The following is a 20,101-nucleotide window of genomic DNA, read 5'->3' on the forward strand; positions in this document are numbered from 1 at the left end:
CGAACGGGGCTTCGTGGATTTCGACAGGCTCAACCAACGGAAGGTGAGCTCAACCAACGGAAGGTGAGCTCAACCAACGGAAGGCTCAACCAGCGACGTGGATCCGATCAGTTCTCGAGTGCACCCGACTGCTGGAGAATCCACGCCAGCTCGAAGGCGACCTCTTCCCATTGCTTGTAGCGCCCGCTGACGCCGCCGTGACCGGCCGACATCTCGGTCTTGAGCAGGACCGGGTTGTCGGACGTGGTCTTCTCCTGGAGCCGCGCAACCCATTTCGCCGCCTCGGTGAACAGCACCCGGGTGTCGTTCAGCGACGTCTGCGCGAGGATGGGCGGGTACGGCTTGGCATCGACGTTCTCGTACGGCGTGTAGGTCTTCATGTACCGGTAGACCTCGGGGTCGTGCAACGGGTCACCCCACTCGTCCCACTCGATCACCGTGAGGGGCAGGGACGGATCGAGGATCGAGTTCAGTGCGTCGACGAACGGCACCGACGCCAGGATCCCGTTGAACAGCTCGGGCGCCAGGTTGGCCACCGCGCCCATCAGCAACCCGCCCGCGGACCCGCCTTCGGCGACCATCTGCTGCGGTGTCGTCCAACCGGATTCGACCAGATGGCGGCCCGCCGCGACGAAGTCGGTGAAGGTGTTCCGCTTGCTGAGTTCCTTGCCGTTCTCGTACCAGTACCGGCCCATCTCGCCACCGCCGCGGATGTGGGCGAGGACGAACACCATGCCGCGGTCGAGCATCGACAGTCGCGCCACCGAGAAATACGGGTCGATACTCGCCTCGTAAGAGCCGTATCCGTACAGCAGCAGGGGCGCGGGCCTGGCGGCGTCGGTCTCCTTGCGGCGCACCACCGACAACGGGATTCGGGTTCCGTCCTCGGCGACCGCCCACTCACGCGACTGCACGTAATCGGCCGGGTCGTAACCCCCGAGAACGGGCTGCCGCTTGAGGAGGGTCCGCTCGCCGGTCGCCACGTCCAGCTCGAACAGTTCCGCCGGTTCGATGAAACTGCCGTACCCGATGCGTAGTCTCGGCGCGCTCCACTCCGGGTTGGCCGCGAGGCCCGCCGAACTCAGCTCCTGGTCGAAGGTGACCTCCCGGAAGTCCGACTCGGCCGGGATGCCGTCGATCTGCCTCAGATCGGCGATCGCCAGACGCGGCAGCGCATCCCGGCGGTAGGACAGGACCAGGTAGTCCGCGAAGGCGTCGAGGTCCTCGATCCGGCGCTGCGGGTCGTGCGCGATGAGGGGCCGCCGGTCCGACGGGTCGGCGACCGGCGCGAGATCGATGGCGAAATTCTCCGCCTTCTGCCCGTCGCGGACCTCGTTGTGCACGATGACGAGGTAGTCCTCGCCACCGATCACGGCGTGCTCGACGCTGTACTCGACGCCTTCCACTCGCGGTGCGACGCTGCGGAATTCACCGGTCGGGTCGTCGGCGGCGAGCAGGTAGCTCTCGGAGGTGATCTTGGAACCGACGCCGATGACCAGATACTTGTCGCTCCGCGTGGTGCCCATCCCGACCCAGAACCGCTCGTCGGGCTCGTGGAAGACCTTGACGTCGTCGGTTCCGGCTCCGATGTCGTGGCGCCACACCGTGTCCGGGCGCCACGCGGCGTCGACCGTCGAATAGAAGACGTGCCGGGCGTCCGCCGACCAGACCGCACCACCCGAGGTGTCACGCACCTCGTCGGGGAGAAGTTCGCCGCTGCGAAGGTCCTTGACCCGCAGGGTGTATCGCTCGTCCCCGACGACGTCGATGCTGTAGGCGAGCCAGTTCCCGTCGTCGCTGACGGTCAGCGCGCCGAGGCTGAAGAAGTCATGGCCCTCCGCCTCGACGTTGGCGTCGAGCATGATCTCCTCGCCGGGCAGCGGGTCGTCGCCCACCTCCGGTGGGGTCCAGTCGTCGTCGGACCGGATCGGGCACCGGCAGGACGTCGAATACTGTTTACCCTCATGGGTTCGCCCGTAGTACCAGTACCGGCCGCGCCGGTTCGGCACCGACATGTCGGTTTCCTTGGTGCGACTCTTGATCTCGCCGAAGATCTGCGCGCGCAGGTCCGCCAGCTGGGCCGTCTGCGATTCGGTGAAGGCGTTCTGCGCCTCGAGGTAGGCGATGACCTCGGGATCGTCCTTGTCGCGCAACCATTCGTAGTCGTCGACGAAGGTGTCGCCGTGGTGGGTGCGCTCGGCGGGCACCTTCTTGGCGACCGGCGGGGTCACCACCGGGGTGGTCGCGTCCTGTTTCTCGTCGGCCATCAGTTCACCTCTGCATCGGGCCAGTCGGCGAAGGACTTTCGTGAAATCCATTCATAGGCATCGATATACCGTTGTCTCGTGCGCTCGACGACGTCGTCGGGCAGCGTCGGCGGCGCGACGTCGGACGCCCGGTCCCATCCGGAGTCCGCGCTCGTCAGCCAGTTCCGCACGATCTGCTTGTCGAAGCTCGGCTGCACCTTGCCCGCCGCATAGGTGGCGGCCTCCCAGTACCGAGACGAGTCGGGGGTGAGCACCTCGTCCGCGAGGACGAGCTCGCCGTCGGCCCCGCGGCCGAACTCGAACTTGGTGTCGGCGAGGATGATCCCGCGCTCGGCCGCGACCGCCGCACCCCGCGCGTAGATGTCGAGGGTGGCCGACCGCAGTGCCTGCGCCAGCTCCTCCCCCTCCTGTTCGACGACCCGCTCGAAACTGATGTTCTCGTCGTGCTCGCCCTGCTCGGCCTTGGTGGCCGGAGTGAAGATCGGCTCGGGCAGCTTGCTCGCCTCCGACAGACCAGCCGGCAGTTCGACCCCGCACACCGATCCGGTCGACTCGTAGTCGAGCAGGCCCGACCCGGTCAGGTAACCGCGGGCCACGCATTCGACCTGGACCATGGGCAGGCGGCGGACCACCATCGAGCGGCCCACGACCTGCGCCGGGATGCGATCGTCGGTCGGTCCGCCGGCCAGGTGATTGGGCACGCCGAGCTCGTCGAACCAGTAGAAGCTCATCGCCGTCAGGATGCGTCCCTTGTCGGGGATCGCGGGACTGAGGATGTGGTCGTAGGCCGAGATCCGGTCGGACGCCACCAACAGCAGGGTGTCGGCGTCGATCTCGTAGATCTCGCGGACCTTCCCCGACGCCAGATGACGGTAGGTCTGCAGTTCAGGACGCATGGACTCGACCCTAGAGGGTGAGGTGTCCCCGCGGGGCGGCAGGGACCTCCCGCCCCGCCTCGCGGCCCGGGGTCTGCGATCCTGGACCGATGAGCGAGCCGCACATCACCATCACCTACTGCACGCAGTGCAACTGGCTGCTGCGGGCGTCGTGGATGGCCTCGGAACTGCTGAACACCTTCGGCACCGAGATCGGTTCGGTGACACTCGTCCCCGGCACCGGTGGCGTGTTCGTCATCGAGGTCGACGGCACGCAGATCTGGGAGCGCAAGCGCGACGGCGGCTTCCCCGGCGCCCCCGAACTCAAGCGACGCGTCCGCGACACCGCGCTCCCGGACTGGAACCTCGGGCACTCCGACCCTTCGTGACGCTCGCAAGCTCGCTCCTCAGGGAGCAGTAGCCCCGCACCGGAGTGAGCAGCGACGACCCACTGCTCCCTGAGGTGCGAGCGAAGCGAGCCCCCACTGCTCCCTGAGGTGCGAGCGAAGCGAGCCCCACTGCTCCCTGAGGTGCGAGCGAAGCGAGCCACGAAGGGCCTCGCAACGTATCTCACCAGGCCCTTCGAGGCTCGTCGCTTGCGCTCCTCACACCTCAGGGAGCAGATTGCGCTCGCTTGCGCTCCTCACACCTCAGGGTGCAGATTGGGCTCGCTTGCGCTCCTCACACCTCAGGGAGCAATAGCCCGTCACGAAGGGTCTGCGGAGAGCTACAGAATCGGCGCCGGGGAGTAGCCGGCGGCGTCGGGGTACTGCCCGATGATCTTCTCCGCGGCCGCGATCACGTCGGCGACCTGCTGCTCGGCGGCACCCACGAAAGCGGTCTTGTCGGCCAGCAATTCCTCGAGCTGGGTGCGGTCGAGCGGGATGCGGTCGTCGGCGGCGAGCCGGTCGAGGAGGTCGGGCTCGCGTCCCTGCTCGCGCATGGCGAGCGCCACCGCGACCGCGTTCTCCTTGATCGCCTCGTGCGCGGTCTCGCGGCCGACGCCGGCGCGCACCGCGGCCATCAGGACCTTGGTGGTCGCCAGGAACGGCAGGTAGCGGTCGAGTTCGTTGGCGATCACCGCCGGGTAGGCGCCGAACTCGGCGAGGACGGTCAGGAAGGTCTCCATCAGGCCGTCGATCGCGAAGAAGGCATCGGGTAGGGCCACCCGGCGGACGACCGAGCAGAAGACGTCGCCCTCGTTCCATTGCGCGCCGGCGAGTTCCGCGGCCATCGAGCCGTAACCCCGGAGCACGACGGCGAGCCCGTTGACGCGTTCACAGCTGCGGGTGTTCATCTTGTGCGGCATCGCCGAGCTGCCGACCTGGCCGGGCTGGAAGCCCTCCGTCACCAGCTCGTGACCGGCCATCAGCCGGATGGTGTGGGCCAGCGACGACGGTGCCGCGGCCACCTGCACGAGAGCCGAGACCACGTCATGGTCGAGCGAACGCGGGTAGATCTGGCCTACCGAGGTGAACGAGCGCGCGAACCCGAGATGGGCGGCGACACGCTCCTCGAGGTCGGCGAGCTTGGCGGCGTCGCCGCCGAGCAGGTCGAGCATGTCCTGCGAGGTGCCCATCGGACCCTTGATCCCGCGCAGCGGATAGCGGTCGATGAGCTCGCGCAGCCGGGTGAGCGCGATCATGAGTTCGTCGGCGGCCGAGGCGAATCGCTTGCCGAGGGTGGTCGCCTGCGCGGCGACGTTGTGGCTTCGTCCGGCCATGACCGTCGACGAGTAGTCCGCCGCCAGGGCGACGATGCGGGCGAGCACCGCGACCCCGTGCGCATGGACGTGCTCGAGCGAACGCAGGATCTGCAGCTGCTCGACGTTCTCGGTGAGATCCCGGCTCGTCATGCCCTTGTGGATCTGCTCGTGACCGGCGAGGGCGTTGAACTCCTCGATCCGGGCCTTCACATCGTGACGGGTCACCCGTTCACGTTCGGCGATGGATGCCAGGTCGACCTGGTCGACGACGCGCTCGTAGTCGGCGATGGCGTCGGCCGGCACGTCGATGCCGAGGTCACGCTGAGCCTTGAGGACCGCGATCCACAGCCGCCGTTCGAGTTCGATCTTGGTGCTCGCCGACCACAGCTCGGCGAGATCGGCGGAGGCATAGCGGCTGGCCAGGACGTTGGCGATGACGGGCTTCGACACCCGCCCAGTGTAGGTTGCCGCCGATCAGATCCTCAAAATGTCCGCGCGCACGAACGCCGCAGGTGAACGGTCGGGGACGGGCGCACCGTCAGAAGGCCACGCACGATCCGTTGGAGCCGTAACCCTGCCGCACGCGGACGAACGTCGGCTGCGAGACCTTCCCGTTCTGCACCGCGTACAGGTATTTGTCACCGATGCGCTGTGGCACCCAGGTGGTCGAGGCGAGCGCACCCTGCGGCAGGTCACGTCCCACGAAGCGCGGCGGCAGGCCGGCCTTGACCTCGAAGAACTCGACCCAGCCGGAGGAGTTGACCGCCACGGTCAGCGGATACGTACAGCCGGTGCCGTACACCGCCGACGAGAGCGGGACCGATGCGTCGACCCGGCCGGCCGGCGCCGCCTGCGCCGACGGCGCCAGGAGTGCCGTCGTGCTCATGACCCCCGCGCCGAGCGCGGCTCCGATCCCCACCATCCAGCGTCGACCCGACACTCGATCCCCTTCCCCGTTGGTGACCTGACGCCCCATCGTGTCATCACCGAACCGGCCGCGCGGCCGGTTCGCGAGATCGCCCCGGTCACTCCCGCGGGGCGAGGACGTCGACGACGTCGAGCAATGCGTCGCGCACCGCATCGATCGGCCGCACCGCGGTCTGGGCCAGGGCGCCGACGATGGCACCGTCCTCGATGCCGATCAGTTGCGCGATGTGCACCGGGTCGGCGACCCGGTGTGATTTGACCAGGACCTCGCAGTGATGGAACGCCAGCGACTGCCCACGCGCGGCGACGACGTCGCGAAGTAGGGGATGGCGCGCCGCGAGCGCGATCATCTCGTACCGCGCCGACAGTCGCTGGAGCGTGGTGTCGGAGCCGACGAAGACGTCGGCGAGCGCGCCGGCCGTCGCCGTGCTGCCGCGGTGCCGGCGCGGAAGAGCGTTGCAGCGGGCGAAGACTGCGGTCTCGTCGTGCGCGCACAGGTTGGCGGCGGCCTCGGCCATCAGGTCGTCGAGGGAGCCGAAATAGTAGGTGGTCGACGCCAGCGGGAGTTGCGCGCGTTCGGCCACCGCGCGATGACGCACGGCGTCGAAGCCGCCTTCGAGCAGCAGCTCGCCGGCAGCCTCGATCAATCGAGACCGCCGCCGCGCACCCTTCGGTGTCGCCGCCGAGGTCATCATGGTTGTTCATGCTGCCAAAGGGCCGGTACCGTCGTATCGCTTTCACGAAAGCGACGCACGCCCAAACGGATTCCCGTATAAGTCCGCTACCTCCGGGAACGTCCGATTCGACGCCGCCCGCTCGCCGCCGGCTCGCTGCGCCCCGGCGCGGACCGACGCCTCGTCAGTCGGACATCGGACACCGGGGTTCGACGACCATGCCCGCGGTTACCGTGAGCGCATGCAGTTCGACGGCCTTCACGCTGTCGCCGACTACGCGGCGCTCTACACCTGTCTCCGACAGGTCGCGTTCGCCGATTTCCTCCGCGGACGCCTGGGCACCTTCGAGGCGCGCTGCGATCCGGCGGAGCGGGCCGTCGTCTTCACCGCGACCTCCGCTTGCGGACAAGACGGGCAACACGACTCGGTCCGATCGCGGGCCACCCTGATCGCGGTGATCGAAGCGGACGCGATCGTGTGGGGCTGGGCCCATCCCCGCGGCGAACCGGCCGGCCCCGCAGCCGCGCTACGGGACGTCGGGGCCCGATTCGGCGTCGACGACTTCGCCGCACCCCGGGTATCGTTGCCGCCCAACCCGTCTCGCGATCAGGCCGTCGACTGTCGGGCGGAGGCGATCGACATCGTGGCCGCCGCCGCGGTCGAGAGCACCGGGATCAGTCCCTACTGGACGGGACGACTCGAGAACGGGGAACTCGCCGTGTACCTGCTCGACGACGTCGCCCTCCCCGAGCCGAGCTTCGCCGACTTCGCCACGGCGATGCCGACCGTGATGAGATCTCTTGCGGTCAACGATCATCGGGTGGCGATCCATGGGATGGCCGCACGGCGCGGCTGGCACATCAGCTGGCGGGCCGGCTCCGACTGCGGGCGGTCGCCGATCTGTGACGTCACCGACGGCGAGTCGGTGGCGCATGTCGAGTTCGACCGGCGCGCGCGACCCGTCGACTTCACCTGTGAACTCGTCGGGCAGGCCTGAGCCCTCGCTCTTCTCCCGCGGCCTGCTTCGCCGGCGGCGAAACGTGCGACCATCGGGGACATGTCCCCCGACGATCACGACGACGTCCATCTCCGGCGGGCGATCGAGCTCGCCGCCGCGGCCCGCGCCCGCGGCGATCATCCGTTCGGTTCACTTCTGGTGGCGCCGGACGGCGGGGTGGTGGCCGAGGGCATGAACACCGTCGACACCGCGGGTGACCCCACCGGGCACGCCGAGACCAACGTCGTGCGCGCGGTCGGGCACCTCGATCCGGCCGCCCGGGCCGGGCTGACGCTGTACACGAGCACCGAGCCGTGCGCCATGTGCGCCGGAGCGATCTACTGGGCCGGGATCGGCACGGTCGTCTATGCGCTCGGCGAGGACGAGCTGCGGGAGATGACCGGCGACGACCCCGCCAATCCGACACTGGCGATGCCGTGCCGCCGGATCTTCGAGGCCGGCAGCCGGCCGATCGTCGTCCGCGGCCCGTTCGCCCTGGACGCCGCACGAGGGGTGCATGCCGGTTTCTGGCAGCACAGCTGAGAGGAGATTCCTCACATCGGTGCGCGTCGGGCGCCGATCCGTTGCCGCGAGACGGGGGTCGGCTATTACCCTGTTGACTCGATGACCCGAGTGCCGCCACCGACCAGCGATACCGACGCGCGCAGCAGGCCCGATGACAACGGCCGCTCCCGCGTCGGTCGTCGTGCTGTCCTGGCCGCCGGACTCGGCGCCGCCGCGCTCGGCGTCGCCGCATGCTCGAATTCGACCCCGCCGACGTCGGTGCAACCGCGCAAGCTGGAGGGCCGGGCCGACGACGAACTCCCGGTCGAGGCGTCTCCGCCACCGGTCACCGGAGGGCCGCCGCTGATCACCGGCAGCTTCCGGTCCGCGCGGATGGGTGGTCGGGACACGCGCTGGGCCGTCGCCCGCCCCAACGGCGTGACCGGCACGCTGCCCGTCGTCGTCGTGCTGCACGCGCTGAACACCAACGAGAAGTCGATCTTCGGGCCGAAGCTCGAGATGCAGACCGTGATGCAGCAGTACGTCGATGCCGGCAATGCACCGTTCGCGCTGGCCGCCGCCGACATCGGGCGCAACTACTACCATCGGCGCACCGACGGCACCGACGGCGGCGCAATGGTCCTCGACGAGTTCCTGCCCATGCTGGCGAGCGATCCAAAGCTCAACCTGTCCACCGAGCGCATCGGACTCTTCGGCTGGTCGATGGGCGGCTATGGCGCACTTCGCCTGGCCGCGATGCTGGGCGCACCGCGCGTCGCGGCGGTGGCGGTCAGCTCGCCCGCGATGTGGGCCGACCCGCGCAACTTCCCGCCGCGCGCCTTCGACGGCATCGCCGACTACCAGGCCAACTCGCTGTTCGGCGCGCAGCCGAAGTTCGCGAAGATCCCGCTGCTGATCAACATCGGTTCGAGCGATCAGTTCTACACCTACACGCGACAGTGGGCCGCCGGACTCCGGCCACCCGCCGCGTTCGGGACCGCGGCCGGCGGTCACACCAACCGCTACTGGCGCAGCGTGCTGCCCGAGCAGGTCGAGTTCCTCGGACGGAACCTGGCGGTCTGACCCGGCCGAGTCGCTCACGTGTTCCGTTGGCGCTCACCTGATCTGGACAGCGGATCGGAATGGACCCGCGGAGCGGAACTCAGATGTCGATCCGGCCCTCGAGGGCGTTGCGACCGATGTCGCTGCGGAAGTGGGAACCGGGGAGCTTGATGCCGGCGATCCGCGCGTAGGCCTGCTCGCGGGCTTCGGCGAGGTCGGCGCCGGTACCCACCACGGCGAGGACCCGTCCCCCGGAGGAGACGACGGCGCCGTCGGCGTTGCGCGCGGTGCCGGCGTGCAGGACCCCGTCGATGTCGGCGCCGGTGATGACGTCGCCGGTGCGCGGCTTGCCGGGGTAGTTCTCCGCCGCGACCACCACGGTGACCGCGGCACCGTCCCGCCACTGCAGCGGCGGGAGGTCGGCGAGCGTCCCGGTTGCGGTCGCGTGCAGCGCCTGCCCGAGCGGCGATTCGAGCAGGGCCAGCACGGCCTGCGTCTCCGGATCGCCGAAGCGACAGTTGAATTCGACGACGGCCGGCCCGTCCGATCCGATCGCGAGGCCGGCGTAGAGCAGGCCGGAGAACGGGATTCCGCGTCGAACCATTTCGGCAGCAACGGGTTTGACGACCTCGTCGACGATGCGCGCGGTCATCTCCGTGGGCAGCCAGGGCAGCGGCGTGTAGGCACCCATGCCGCCGGTGTTCGGGCCGGCGTCGTCGTCGCCGACGCGCTTGTGGTCCTGCGCGGGGAGCAGCGGTACCACGGTCTCCCCGTCGACGAGGCAGAACAGTGACACCTCCGGACCGTCGAGGAAGCTCTCCAGCAGGACCGGGTGCCCGCTCTCGAGGCACTCGGCCGCGTGGTCGCGGGCGACGTCGCGGTCCGTGGTGACGACGACGCCCTTGCCCGCGGCCAGACCGTCGTCCTTGACCACCCAGGTCGGGCCGAACCGGTCGAGCGCGGCGTCGAGTCGTGCGGGGTTGTCGACGATCTCGGCATGGGCGGTCGTGACCCCCGCGGCCTTCATCACGTCCTTCGCGAACGCCTTCGACCCCTCGATCTGCGCGGCCTCGGCACTCGGGCCGAACGTCGCTATCCCGGCCGCGCGCAGGGCGTCGGCGACTCCGAGGACCAGGGGCACCTCGGGGCCGATGACCACGAGGTCGGCGCCGACCTCGCGTGCCAGCGCCACGACCGCGTCGCCGGAGACGGCGTCGACGGGATGGTTCGTGGCGATCGACGAGGTGCCGGCGTTACCCGGGGCGACGTGCAGGTCGGTGACCGCCGGATCGTTCGCCAGACCGATGAGGAGGGCATGTTCGCGGCCGCCCGAGCCGATCACGAGTACGCGCACGTCCATGACTCTAAACGGTCGGTCCCCACGGCTTCGCCCACGGGCACGACGCCGAACAGCAGCAACATGCCGGGGGACGACCCGTCCCGCTCCCTGAGGTGCGAGCGACGCGAGCCTCAGGGAGCGGAGGGGGCGTCGGGGTACGACGCCTACTGCGGTTCGACGGTGAGCGAGCCGTCAGCTCGTGGGCTGGGTGAGGTCGTACATGGTCACGCCGTCGACGGTGACGGCGGTGAAGTTCTCCTGCACCCAGGTGCTGATCTGCGACGACGGTTGCGTCGAGTTCCCACCCATACCGCCACCCATACCGGGGCCGAAGCCGCCACCGATGAAGTAGTGGATCTTCTTCGCGGCCACGAGCTGCTGGAATTCGGCCAGGGTCGGCGACGGATCGCTGCCGTTGAAACCGCCGATGGGCATCACCGAGTGACCGGTCTCCAGCTGGTAGCCGGAGGCCGACATCGATCCCACGGCAGCGGCGACCCAGGTGTAGTCATCGGCGTCGGCGCTGAGCGTGTTCACGATGGCCGTCGAGGGCGTCGAGCCGCGCAGCAGCCCCCCGCCGCCACCGCGGCCGTCGGCGCCCTGCCCGCCCATGCCGGGCATCCCCTGGCCGGGACCTCCCATGCCTTGCGGAGGCGTGCCGGGCATGCGCTGTCCGAACGGCCCACCGGGGCCACCTCGTCCGCCGGGACCGCCCGGTCCACCGCCGCCGGGACCGAACTCGCCCTCGACACGGGGACCCGCGGAGATGATGGAGCCGCTCTTCTCGGTCGCGATGGTGTCGACGGTATAGGCGACCGGGCCGGCCAGGCCGGCCATGACGGCCCCGATGAGGGCGGCGGCCGCGATGCTCCGGCGCTGGGCGACGACCATGGCCACCGCCGCGGCGAGTCCGACGACGAGGACGGCGTACCGGAGCCACGGCACGAAGTCGGGCGTGCGATCGAGCAGGACATAGCCCCAGACCGCGGCGACCGCGACGGAGATCCCCAGCGCGATCCTCACCCACAGCCGGTCCCGGTGCGACCAGCAGACCGCCGCGCCGCCGGCGAGGACCGCGGCGACCGCGGGAGCCAGCGCGGCGGTGTAGTACTGGTGGAAGATCCCGGCCATGAAGCTGAAGACACCCATCGTGACCAGCAGCCAGAGTGCCCAGACGACCAGGTACGCGCGACGCGGGTCGGTCCGTCGGGCCGTCCCGATGAGGACGAGCGCCACCGCGGCGAGGATCAGTCCCGTCGGGATCAGCCAGGCGATCTGACCGCCCTGCGCGGGTTCGAACATCCGGAGCCAGCCGGTCTCCCCCCACATACCGCCGCCACCGCCGGGGCCACCCGGTCCACCGCCCATGCCCTCCATGGCGTTTCCACCACCGGGGACGACGGCACCGGTCTCGTTGCCGTTGAGCCGGCCGAGGCCGTTGTAACCGAGGGTCAGCTCGAGGATCGAGTTGTTCTGCGAGCCACCGATGTACGGCCGCGACGACGCGGGCCACAGCTCGACCGCCAGAATCCACCACCCCGCGCTGACGATCATCGCGCCCAGCGCGGCGAACAGCTGCCCGAGCCGGCGCAACCAGCCGCGTGGACCGAAGGCGAGGTAGGTGACCGCCAGCGGCGGCACGATCAGCATGACCTGGAGCTGCTTGGTGAGGAAGCCGAACCCGACGAACACCCCGGTCAGGATCAGCCATCGCCAGCGACCGTCCTCGAGCCCCTTCATCATCGACCAGACGGCCGCGATCATCAGCAGGATGAGCAGCGCCTCGGGGTTGTCGAAGCGGAACATCATGGCCGCGACCGGCGTCACCGCGAGGATCACCCCGGCGAGGATGCCGGCCCAGTGGCCCAGGTACTTCCGGGTGATCAGGTAGAGCAGCGCCACCGAGGCGACGCCCATCAGCGCCTCGGGCACCAGGATCGACCACGAGTTGACCCCGAAGATCCGGGCGCTGAGCCCCGGAATCCACAGCGAGGCAGGCGGTTTGTCGACCGTGATGGAGTTCGCCATGTCCGACGACCCGAAGAACCAGGCCTTCCACGACTGGGAGCCGGCCTGGATGGCAGCCGAGTAGAAGGAGTTGGCCCACCCGTTGATCGACAGGTTCCACAGGTACGCGACCGTGGTGCCGAGCAACAGCACTGCCAGCGAGATGCGTTCCCAGCGCGAGTTCGGCGACACCGGACGCCGCACGCCCGAGGGATCGTCGGATGCAACAGGATCCGTCGGCGGAACGAGGGTGGTGCTCATGCGGCGACCTCCGTGTGATGAGCTGATGCCTTGCGGAACACCCAGCGGAGACCGATGAACCGGGTGAGTGTGGCCACCAGGTTCGCGGTCACCAGGATCATCAGTTCGATGTGTTTGGTCGCGTCGGGCGCCGCGGTGTGGAGCACCAGCAGCGCCCCCGAGGTCACCAGCCAGCCGAACAGGAAGACGCCCAGCCCGAAGAGCTGATGGCGCAAGGCGTTGTCGCGTCCGCGGATGCCGAAGCTGAACCGCCGGTTGGCGGCGGTGTTGAGGACGGCGGTGACCGCCAGAGCGACCACGTTCGAGATCTGGGCGCCGAGGAACGAGTGGAGCGCCAGGAACAGCATCGCGTAGGCCAGCGTCGAGGCCACGCCCACCACGCAGAAACGTGCCAACTGGCCGACCATCCCAGTCGGCACCCCGTCGAGCTGCGGTCCAGCGGCTCGGTCCCGGCCGATGGACGCACGCAGCTGCGCGATCGGCAACCGACCCATCGCCAGCGCGAGACCCACGCGCGCACAGCCTTTCAGGTCGGCGATCGCGGTCGGCACGATGTCGACGGTGCTGTCGGGGTCGTCGACCCAGTCCACCGGCACCTCCGCGATACGCAGACCGATCTGTTCGGCGAGGACCAGGAGCTCGGTGTCGAAGAACCAGCCGGTGTCGGCGACGAACGGCAGCAGTTCGCGCGCGATGTCGGTGCGCATGGCCTTGAACCCGCACTGCGCGTCGGAGAACCTGGCCCCCATCGCGGTCCGCAGCATCAGGTTGTAGGAGCGGGAGATGAACTCGCGCTTGGGTCCCCGGACGACGCGTGCGGAACGGCTGAGGCGCGTACCGATCGCGATGTCGGAGTGCCGCGAGACCAGCGGGGCGATGAGTGGCATGAGGGCGTTGAGATCGGTCGAGAGGTCGACGTCGCAGTAGGCGACGATCTCGGCATCGCTGTGTTGCCACACCGCGCTCAGCGCTCGCCCGCGTCCCTTCTGTTCCAGGTGGACGACCCGCACGCCGTCGAGTTCACCCGCCAGCGCGACCGCGATGGCGAGGGTGTCGTCGGTGCTCGCGTTGTCGGCGACGGTGATGCGCGAGGCGTAGGGCACGTGCAGGCGCAGGTGGTCGGCGAGGCGACGCACCGACGACGCGATGTCGGCCTGTTCGTTGTAGACGGGGACCACGATGTCGAGTACCGGATTCGGCGTGGAACTGTCGGTCAGTGTGTACATCTGCGCCGTCCGGCCCGGCGGTGCTTCTGGGATCATGCGGACCACTCTCGGTTCCCAGCCTCGCGTCACTCTGCGTGCGAGCTGCCAGGTTCCTGTGAACGCTTGCCCGCATGAGCGGGACGATCGGTCGAACGGTGTGGACGGACATGTCGGCGTGTCCGAGGGCGCCTCTACATTGGGCACATGGCCGCAACCCTCGCCCCGGACCAGCTGACCGCCGCCAATCGCGTCATCACCAGCCTGGCCGGTGAGGGCGCGGCCCTGCGTGACGACCAGCTCCGGGCCGTGACCGCGCTGGCCGGCCGCCCCGCCGATCCCGGCGAGCGCGGTGCGCGCGTCCTGGTGGTCCAGGCGACGGGATGGGGCAAGTCGGCTGTCTACTGGTCGGCGACAGCGATCATCCGCGCGGGCGGCGGTGGGCCGACCCTCATCGTGTCGCCGCTGCTGTCCCTCATGCGTGACCAGGTCTCGGCCGCCGCCCGCGGCGGGTTGTCGGCGGCCACCCTCAACTCGTCGAATGTCGACGAGTGGTCGATGATCGAGGCACAGCTGCGCGCCGGCGACCTCGACGTCCTGCTCGTGTCGCCGGAGCGGCTCGCCAACCCGGGCTTCGGCCGCCGCGTCCTCGACGCCCTCGCGGGCAACCTGGGTCTTCTCGTCATCGACGAGGCCCACGCGGTCTCGGACTGGGGTCACGACTTCCGACCAGACTACCGCCGCGTCGCCGACGTGCTGCGCACCGTCAACCCGACGACGCCGGTGCTGGCCACCACGGCCACCGCCAATGCGCGTGTCACCTCCGACGTCGCCGCTCAGCTCGATGCCGGCACCGCCGGCGAGCCCACCCTCGTCCTCCGGGGACCTCTGGCCCGAAAGTCCCTGCATCTCAACGTTCTCGACAGTCTCTCCCCGGTCCAGCGGTACGGATGGGTGGCGCAGTCGCTGCCGGCGCTCCCGGGATCGGGCATCGTGTACGTGCTGACCGTGGCCGACGCCGACCGCCTGGTCGAGGCCATCCGGGCGGTCCACGGCGACACCGTCGCGGTGGCCGCCTACACCGGCCAGCTCGACGCCGACCGCCGCCACGAACTCGAAGACGCGTTGCTGCGCAACGAGGTCAAGGCGCTGGTCGCGACGTCGGCGCTCGGAATGGGCTATGACAAACCCGATCTCGGCTTCGTGGTGCATGTCGGGTCACCACCGTCGCCGGTCTCCTACTACCAGCAGGTCGGTCGTGCCGGACGCGCTCTCGACGATGCCGTCGTGATGCTCCTGGCGTCCCAGACCGACGACCGGATCTGGGACCACTTCGCCACCGCGACGATCCCCGACCCGGACAAGATGCGTGATCTGCTCGCCGCCCTGGAGTCCGCGGACGAGCCGCAGTCGGTGGTGCAGCTCGAGGCCGCGACCCGGTTCCGGCGTACCCGAATCGAATTGATGCTCAAGCAACTGGCAGTCGACGGCGTCACCGACCGGACGCCGGACGGGTGGGTCGTCACCGGCAAGCCCTGGACCTACGACGCCGCGCACTACGACGGCATCCTCGCCGTGCGCCGGCGGGAGGCCGACATCATGCGCGCCTACATCGCGGGGCGCACCTGCCTGATGCGGCTGCTCACCGAATCACTCGACGACCCGCAGGCCGCGGACTGCGGGCGCTGCTCGGTCTGCCGGGGCGCCCTCAGTGACGGTCTCACCGACACCGTCGACGACGAGACCGTGCGCACCGTGACCTCGACGCTGCGCCGCAAGGCCCAGACCCTGGACCCCCGCAAGATGTGGCCCGGCGGCGAATTCGGCCGTCGCGGAAGGATTCCCGCGGATCTGCTGGCCGCGCCGGGACGCGTCCTGGCACACGCCGACGCCCCGGAGTGGGTCGAGGTGCTCGCCGCCGCACGCAACGGGGACGAGCGCGCGGTCGCCGAACTGGGCGACGCCGCGGTCGCGACGCTGGCCGCATGGGTGCGCGACACCGGCATCCGCGCCGACCTCATCGTCTCACTGCGCCTGACCGGCACCACGCTCGCCGAGACCCTGGCCGACCACCTGCGGACGGTCGGTAAACGCGAGGGCGGCAGCTTTCCCGTGCGCATGGGCGATCCACCCACCGACGCGACCGGCGCGGTCGAGGCCGCCTACTGGCGCGACCATCTCGGCGACCCGCCCGACGTCGCGGGCCGCAACGTCATGCTCGTGGTCGACGCCAACAGTTCGGGCTGGCCGATCACCCTGGCCGCCGCCGCTCTTCGTGAGGCCGGCGCGACCGCGGTGCTGCCGCTGCTGATCCACCGGACGGTGTGAGCGGGACCGTTCAGAGGGTCAGTCGGCGACGTACTCGCCGTACCCGAGCGACCGGAGACTCGCGCGGATCTTCTCCGCCGCGGCATCGAGGTCCTCGGGACGCGCGTTCTTGTTCGCGTTGGCGAGGTCGAAGGTCTCGAGCGACAGCGCCGGGAACACATGGACGTGCACGTGCGGAACTTCGAGGCCGGCGATGAGCAGACCCATCCGAGGTGCGTCGAAGGCGTCCTTCACCGCGCGTCCCACGTTCTGTGCGACCGCACTGAGATGGGCGAACGCGGCGGTGTCCATCTGCTCCCAGTGATCGACCTCGGCGCGGGGAACCACCAGGACGTGGCCGGGCGTGACGGGCTCGATGGTGAGGAACGCGACCGCCTCGCCGTCCTTCCAGACGAATCGACCGGGGAGATCGCCGTTGATGATCATGCTGAAGACCGATGCCATGGGCCCGAGTCTAACGGCGGGTGATGTCCCGGACGTCTCGCAGCCGGACTGTCTGCGGCCGGCTGTCGGGGGTCCATGACATCCTTTTCGGTGTGAGTGGGCCAGAAACTTCCGGGACGGGACGCACCTCCCGAGCCGTCGTCGGATCGAGCGAGGTCCTGGCCCGCGCCCAGCGGTTCCCACGCCTTCGGTACATGGGGTCCAAGTACCGCCTGCTGCCCCACCTCGAGCGCACCTTCGCCGACATCGGCGGGTCCACCGCGGTCGACGCCTTCTCGGGTTCCGGAGTGGTGTCCTACCTCCTCAAGGCGCAGGGTTTCGAGGTCGTCAGCAACGACTTCCTCAATTTCCCGCACATCATCACCCGCGCCTCGGTGGCCAATTCGAGTGTCCGGCTCGAGCCCGAACTCATCGAGGCCATCTGCGGTCCCCCCGCCGACGACCGCGACTACATCTCGCGGACCTTCGACGGCTTGTACTTCACCACCGAGGACCGCGCCTTCCTGGACTCGGCGTGGTCGCACGTCGACGCCTTGCGCGGGTATCGGCGCGACCTCGCCATCGCCGCCCTTGTCCTCTCGGCCGCCCGTAAGCAACCGCGCGGCGTGTTCACCTTCACCGACTCGACGCGCTACGCCGACGGCCGGCGTGACCTGACGATGTCCCTGCGCGACCACTTCCGTCTGCGCGCAGCCGGGGACTACAACGCCACGGTGTTCAGCAATGCGCGCAGCAGCCGGAGCGTCCAGGGTGACATCTTCGACCTCGAACTGCCGTGGTCCGCACCACCGGATCTGGTCTACCTCGACCCCCCGTATGCCCCGCCGACCGACGACAACGACTACATCAAGCGGTATCACTTCCTCGAGGGCTTGTCTGCGTACTGGCGCGGCATGAGTATCATGGAGAACACGAAGACCAAGAAGCTGCCGAAACGCTTCACCCCCTTCGCCTACAAGCGGACCATCGAGGACGCCCTGCTACGCACCTTCGAGCATTTCGAGGACGCCGGCGCCATCGTGCTGTCGTACTCGTCGAATGCGTTGCCGGGCAAGGACCGGATCGTCGACCTGCTCGGGAAGGTCAAGCCGTCGGTGGAGGTCATCGCGATCGACCACAAATACAGCTTCGGCACCCACGCGGCCGCGACGCGCCGCGACGTCAGCGAGTACCTGTTCATCGGCCGGGACTGACCGGGACACGACCCATCGACGACACGACGAACCGATGAGCACCGCCGGCGACTTCGACGACTACCTGGCATCCCTGGGACGGTTGACCGCTCACGTCGACCCGACCGCGTCGACGCCGGAGGCCGAGCGGATCACCCAGGCCACCGCGCGTCTCGGCGAACTCCTGGACACCGACGTCGCGGGGCTGGCGGCCTGGGTGCGGGACAACCCCACCGACGTGCCCGTCCTCGGGCTCGCGGTCGGGCTGTCCCAGGAGAAGCTGAAGAACGCGCTGCGCGACCGTTTCGACACCAGCGGCTGGCACGCATTGGCGCGCGCACAACCGGTCGAACTGGTGACCTGGCTCGACACCGAGTTCGACCTGGTCCGCATGCTGCGCAGCCAGCTGTCCCGCACGTTCACGTTCGCCGACATCCTCGTGGCCCGCGCCGGCACCCGCGCGACCGCCACACGCGCGGGTGCGTCGGGCCGGCGCATCGAGGACGAGATCGAGGACATCGCCCGCGACATCGGGCTCGACTACGTCACCCGTTCGCGGTTCGCGGGACGCAATGGGCGGACCGCCCCCGCCGACCTGATCGTGGGCGACCCGTCCTCGGCCGACATCGTGGTGGCGGCCAAGGGCTTCGACTCGACCGGGTCCAAACTCACCGATGCGGTCCGCGAGATCGAGGAGATGGCCGAGGTGCGGCTGCCGACCCAGCTGGTTCTCGCGGTCATCGACGGGATCGGGTGGAAGTCACGGCAATCCGACCTGCGCCGCATCCACCAGCTCTGGGCCACGCGTCAGATCGACGGGATGTACACACTCGTCGGGCTCGATCGATTCCGCGATGACGTCACCGACTTCGCGAAGCTGCGTCGGTTGATCTAGCCGGCGTCCGCGAGCGGCAATCGCACCCAGAACGTCGCGCCCGCACCCGGACTCGTGTCGACGCCCACCCGACCGCCGTGCGCGGCCACCAGGGCGGCCACGATCGACAGGCCGAGACCGCTGCCACCCCCGGAACCGCGGTGCCGCGAGGAGTCACCGCGATAGAAGCGCTCGAAGACGTGCTCGGCATCCTCCGCCGAGATTCCCGGGCCGGTGTCGGCGACGGCCAGCACCGCCTCGCCGGCGCCCGGACTGCCGGCAAGACCGTCGTCGACCGCCACCCCGACCGTGATCGAGGCGTCCGGCGGCGTGTGGTTCACGGCGTTGCCGATGAGATTGCGCAACACCTGCACGAGACGCGGCCCGTCTCCCAGGACGACCGGCGGCCGATCGCCCGGGACGACGTCGAGCCGGATCTCGCGGTCGGGCGCGGCGACACGCGCGCTCTGCACGGCGTCGGCGGCCAGACCGAGGAGGTCCACGGGCGCGGAATCGACAGGTCGCGCAGCGTCGAGTCGCGCAAGCATCAGCAAATCCTCGACCAGCAGGTTCATCCGGCCGGCCTCGTCGTCGATGCGTCGCATCGCATCGGTGACATCGGGAACGCCGCCCTGCGAATAGAGTTCGGCGAACCCCTTGATGGACGTGAGCGGAGTCCGCAATTCGTGACTGGCGTCGGCGACGAAACGGCGCATCCGCTCCTCGGAGGCTCGGGCCTGCTGTTCCGATGCTGCGGTCGAGGCGAAGGCGTGCTGGATCTGCCCGAGCATCCGGTTCAGCGAATCCGACAGACTGCCGACCTCGGTGTTGGGCGGCGCCGGCGGCACGCGCCGAGTCAGATTCCCCTCCGCGATCTCGTGCGCCGTCTCCTCCACACGGCGGAGCGGGCGCAGACTCGTGCGCACCAGGACATAGCTCAGCACGCCGATGAGCAGGACGACCAGCGCGCCGATCGCGAGCTGCAACCAGATCAGCCTGCTCACCGTGTCGTCGATGTCCGACATCGGGGTGGCCACGACGGATCTACCGAAGCTGTTGCTGCGCTTGATGACCCGCCACTGCGGCCCGTCGCCGTCGACGGACGGGACGGTTACTGGTCCGGCATTGTCGCCGGTCAGCCCGTCGAGGTCGGGAGCGTCGTCGAACTGGTTGTAGACGTTGTCCGCGGACACCCCTCCGGGCCCGTAGACGACAGACTCGACGTAGTAGGGCGACGGGGGCCTGCGCGGCCCGGGCGGGCCCGGGCCGTCGCCCAGGAACCCGCGGGGTTCGGCCCACGTGCGTACGGCGTTCTCCAGCCCGTCGTCGGCGCGGGAGATCAGATCCTGGCGCATCGACGAGGTCACCGCCACACCGGAGGCGAGCAAGCCGATGGCGACGAGCAGCACGGTCAGGGCCACCAGCGAGATCCGTAGTGGCACACCGCGCGAACGCATCCCGCG

17 protein-coding genes are annotated in these 20,101 nt (G+C 69.3%); 7 read left to right on the forward strand and 10 right to left on the reverse strand.

Annotated features, from left to right (window positions below; all coding sequences use genetic code 11):
• Positions 1–107 precede the first annotated feature (107 nt).
• On the reverse strand, positions 108–2,267 hold the full coding sequence (locus tag CA982_RS02435; protein ID WP_086533753.1) for a S9 family peptidase: 2,160 nt from the start codon (positions 2,265–2,267) through the stop codon (positions 108–110).
• The gene (locus CA982_RS02440; protein WP_086533754.1) at positions 2,267–3,163 is read right to left on the reverse strand and encodes a phosphoribosylaminoimidazolesuccinocarboxamide synthase; all 897 of its coding nucleotides are present in this window, start codon (positions 3,161–3,163) and stop codon (positions 2,267–2,269) included. The genes CA982_RS02435 and CA982_RS02440 overlap by 1 nt, the downstream gene beginning before the upstream one ends.
• Positions 3,164–3,252: 89 nt before the next feature.
• On the opposite strand from CA982_RS02440, the gene CA982_RS02445 reads away from it, so the two are divergent.
• On the forward strand, positions 3,253–3,531 hold the full coding sequence (locus CA982_RS02445) for an Rdx family protein (RefSeq protein ID WP_086533755.1): 279 nt from the start codon (positions 3,253–3,255) through the stop codon (positions 3,529–3,531).
• Positions 3,532–3,869: 338 nt separating this feature from the next.
• Here the strand turns inward: CA982_RS02445 and purB are convergent, their stop codons facing one another.
• The 3 genes from purB to CA982_RS02460 form a co-directional block, all read right to left on the reverse strand.
• Positions 3,870–5,297 (reverse strand): adenylosuccinate lyase, encoded by a 1,428-nt coding sequence (purB, locus tag CA982_RS02450; protein WP_086533756.1) that lies wholly within the window; start codon positions 5,295–5,297, stop codon positions 3,870–3,872.
• A gap of 88 nt (positions 5,298–5,385) precedes the next feature.
• Positions 5,386–5,787, reverse strand: coding sequence for a hypothetical protein (locus CA982_RS02455; RefSeq protein ID WP_086533757.1), 402 nt, complete (start codon positions 5,785–5,787; stop codon positions 5,386–5,388).
• Between the two features lie 85 nt (positions 5,788–5,872).
• Positions 5,873–6,466 (reverse strand): TetR/AcrR family transcriptional regulator, encoded by a 594-nt coding sequence (locus tag CA982_RS02460; protein ID WP_208617872.1) that lies wholly within the window; start codon positions 6,464–6,466, stop codon positions 5,873–5,875.
• 223 nt (positions 6,467–6,689) lie between these two features.
• On the opposite strand from CA982_RS02460, the gene CA982_RS02465 reads away from it, so the two are divergent.
• The 3 genes from CA982_RS02465 to CA982_RS02475 all read left to right on the forward strand — a co-directional run bounded on the left by CA982_RS02465 (position 6,690) and on the right by CA982_RS02475 (position 9,032).
• A complete protein-coding gene (locus tag CA982_RS02465; protein ID WP_086533758.1) occupies positions 6,690–7,445 on the forward strand; it encodes a DUF6882 domain-containing protein in 756 nt (251 codons plus the stop codon).
• 60 nt (positions 7,446–7,505) lie between these two features.
• Complete coding sequence (locus tag CA982_RS02470) at positions 7,506–7,988, forward strand: nucleoside deaminase (RefSeq protein WP_086533759.1); 483 nt, start codon at positions 7,506–7,508, stop codon at positions 7,986–7,988.
• 81 nt (positions 7,989–8,069) lie between these two features.
• Positions 8,070–9,032, forward strand: a complete 963-nt coding sequence (locus tag CA982_RS02475) for an alpha/beta hydrolase (protein ID WP_086533760.1) — start codon at positions 8,070–8,072, stop codon at positions 9,030–9,032.
• 79 nt (positions 9,033–9,111) lie between these two features.
• Here the strand turns inward: CA982_RS02475 and purD are convergent, their stop codons facing one another.
• The 3 genes from purD to CA982_RS02490 form a co-directional block, all read right to left on the reverse strand.
• Entirely contained in the window at positions 9,112–10,365 is a 1,254-nt protein-coding gene (gene purD / locus CA982_RS02480; protein WP_208617861.1) for a phosphoribosylamine--glycine ligase, read from the reverse strand.
• 177 nt (positions 10,366–10,542) lie between these two features.
• Positions 10,543–12,618: an ArnT family glycosyltransferase gene (locus CA982_RS02485; RefSeq protein WP_086533762.1), complete on the reverse strand. Its 2,076-nt coding sequence runs from the start codon at positions 12,616–12,618 to the stop codon at positions 10,543–10,545.
• Positions 12,615–13,880, reverse strand: coding sequence for a bifunctional glycosyltransferase family 2/GtrA family protein (locus CA982_RS02490; protein ID WP_086533900.1), 1,266 nt, complete (start codon positions 13,878–13,880; stop codon positions 12,615–12,617). The genes CA982_RS02485 and CA982_RS02490 overlap by 4 nt, the downstream gene beginning before the upstream one ends.
• A gap of 147 nt (positions 13,881–14,027) precedes the next feature.
• Here CA982_RS02490 and CA982_RS02495 point away from each other — a divergent pair, with 147 nt between their 5' ends.
• Positions 14,028–16,148 carry a RecQ family ATP-dependent DNA helicase gene (locus CA982_RS02495; RefSeq protein ID WP_086533763.1) on the forward strand — a complete coding sequence of 707 codons (2,121 nt, stop codon included), beginning with the start codon at positions 14,028–14,030 and terminating at the stop codon, positions 16,146–16,148.
• 18 nt (positions 16,149–16,166) lie between these two features.
• On the opposite strand, the gene CA982_RS02500 is transcribed toward CA982_RS02495, so the two are convergent.
• Entirely contained in the window at positions 16,167–16,592 is a 426-nt protein-coding gene (locus CA982_RS02500; RefSeq protein ID WP_064569208.1) for an HIT family protein, read from the reverse strand.
• Between the two features lie 92 nt (positions 16,593–16,684).
• Here CA982_RS02500 and CA982_RS02505 point away from each other — a divergent pair, with 92 nt between their 5' ends.
• Positions 16,685–17,785: a DNA adenine methylase gene (locus CA982_RS02505; RefSeq protein ID WP_425269019.1), complete on the forward strand. Its 1,101-nt coding sequence runs from the start codon at positions 16,685–16,687 to the stop codon at positions 17,783–17,785.
• Between the two features lie 34 nt (positions 17,786–17,819).
• Positions 17,820–18,659, forward strand: coding sequence for a hypothetical protein (locus tag CA982_RS02510; protein WP_086533765.1), 840 nt, complete (start codon positions 17,820–17,822; stop codon positions 18,657–18,659).
• On the opposite strand, the gene CA982_RS02515 is transcribed toward CA982_RS02510, so the two are convergent.
• Complete coding sequence (locus CA982_RS02515; RefSeq protein ID WP_086533766.1) at positions 18,656–20,095, reverse strand: sensor histidine kinase; 1,440 nt, start codon at positions 20,093–20,095, stop codon at positions 18,656–18,658. The two genes, CA982_RS02510 and CA982_RS02515, sit on opposite strands and share 4 nt — an antisense overlap.
• Positions 20,096–20,101: the final 6 nt, after the last annotated feature.

Origin of the sequence: Gordonia lacunae (assembly GCF_002149015.1) — a bacterium.
Lineage (GTDB): Bacteria > Actinomycetota > Actinomycetes > Mycobacteriales > Mycobacteriaceae > Gordonia > Gordonia lacunae.

Bases quoted from the DNA above. Each gene is read 5' to 3' on its own strand.
- CA982_RS02495 (WP_086533763.1), top strand. From the start codon at position 14,028: ATGGCCGCAACCCTCGCCCCGGACCAGCTGACCGCCGCCAATCGCGTC.
- CA982_RS02460 (WP_208617872.1), bottom strand. From the start codon at position 6,466: ATGACCTCGGCGGCGACACCGAAGGGTGCGCGGCGGCGGTCTCGATTG.
- CA982_RS02510 (WP_086533765.1), top strand. From the start codon at position 17,820: ATGAGCACCGCCGGCGACTTCGACGACTACCTGGCATCCCTGGGACGG.
- CA982_RS02475 (WP_086533760.1), top strand. From the start codon at position 8,070: ATGACCCGAGTGCCGCCACCGACCAGCGATACCGACGCGCGCAGCAGG.
- CA982_RS02470 (WP_086533759.1), top strand. From the start codon at position 7,506: ATGTCCCCCGACGATCACGACGACGTCCATCTCCGGCGGGCGATCGAG.
- CA982_RS02435 (WP_086533753.1), bottom strand. From the start codon at position 2,267: ATGGCCGACGAGAAACAGGACGCGACCACCCCGGTGGTGACCCCGCCG.
- CA982_RS02440 (WP_086533754.1), bottom strand. From the start codon at position 3,163: ATGCGTCCTGAACTGCAGACCTACCGTCATCTGGCGTCGGGGAAGGTC.
- CA982_RS02490 (WP_086533900.1), bottom strand. From the start codon at position 13,880: ATGATCCCAGAAGCACCGCCGGGCCGGACGGCGCAGATGTACACACTG.
- CA982_RS02465 (WP_086533758.1), top strand. From the start codon at position 6,690: ATGCAGTTCGACGGCCTTCACGCTGTCGCCGACTACGCGGCGCTCTAC.
- CA982_RS02445 (WP_086533755.1), top strand. From the start codon at position 3,253: ATGAGCGAGCCGCACATCACCATCACCTACTGCACGCAGTGCAACTGG.
- CA982_RS02500 (WP_064569208.1), bottom strand. From the start codon at position 16,592: ATGGCATCGGTCTTCAGCATGATCATCAACGGCGATCTCCCCGGTCGA.
- CA982_RS02515 (WP_086533766.1), bottom strand. From the start codon at position 20,095: ATGCGTTCGCGCGGTGTGCCACTACGGATCTCGCTGGTGGCCCTGACC.
- CA982_RS02485 (WP_086533762.1), bottom strand. From the start codon at position 12,618: ATGAGCACCACCCTCGTTCCGCCGACGGATCCTGTTGCATCCGACGAT.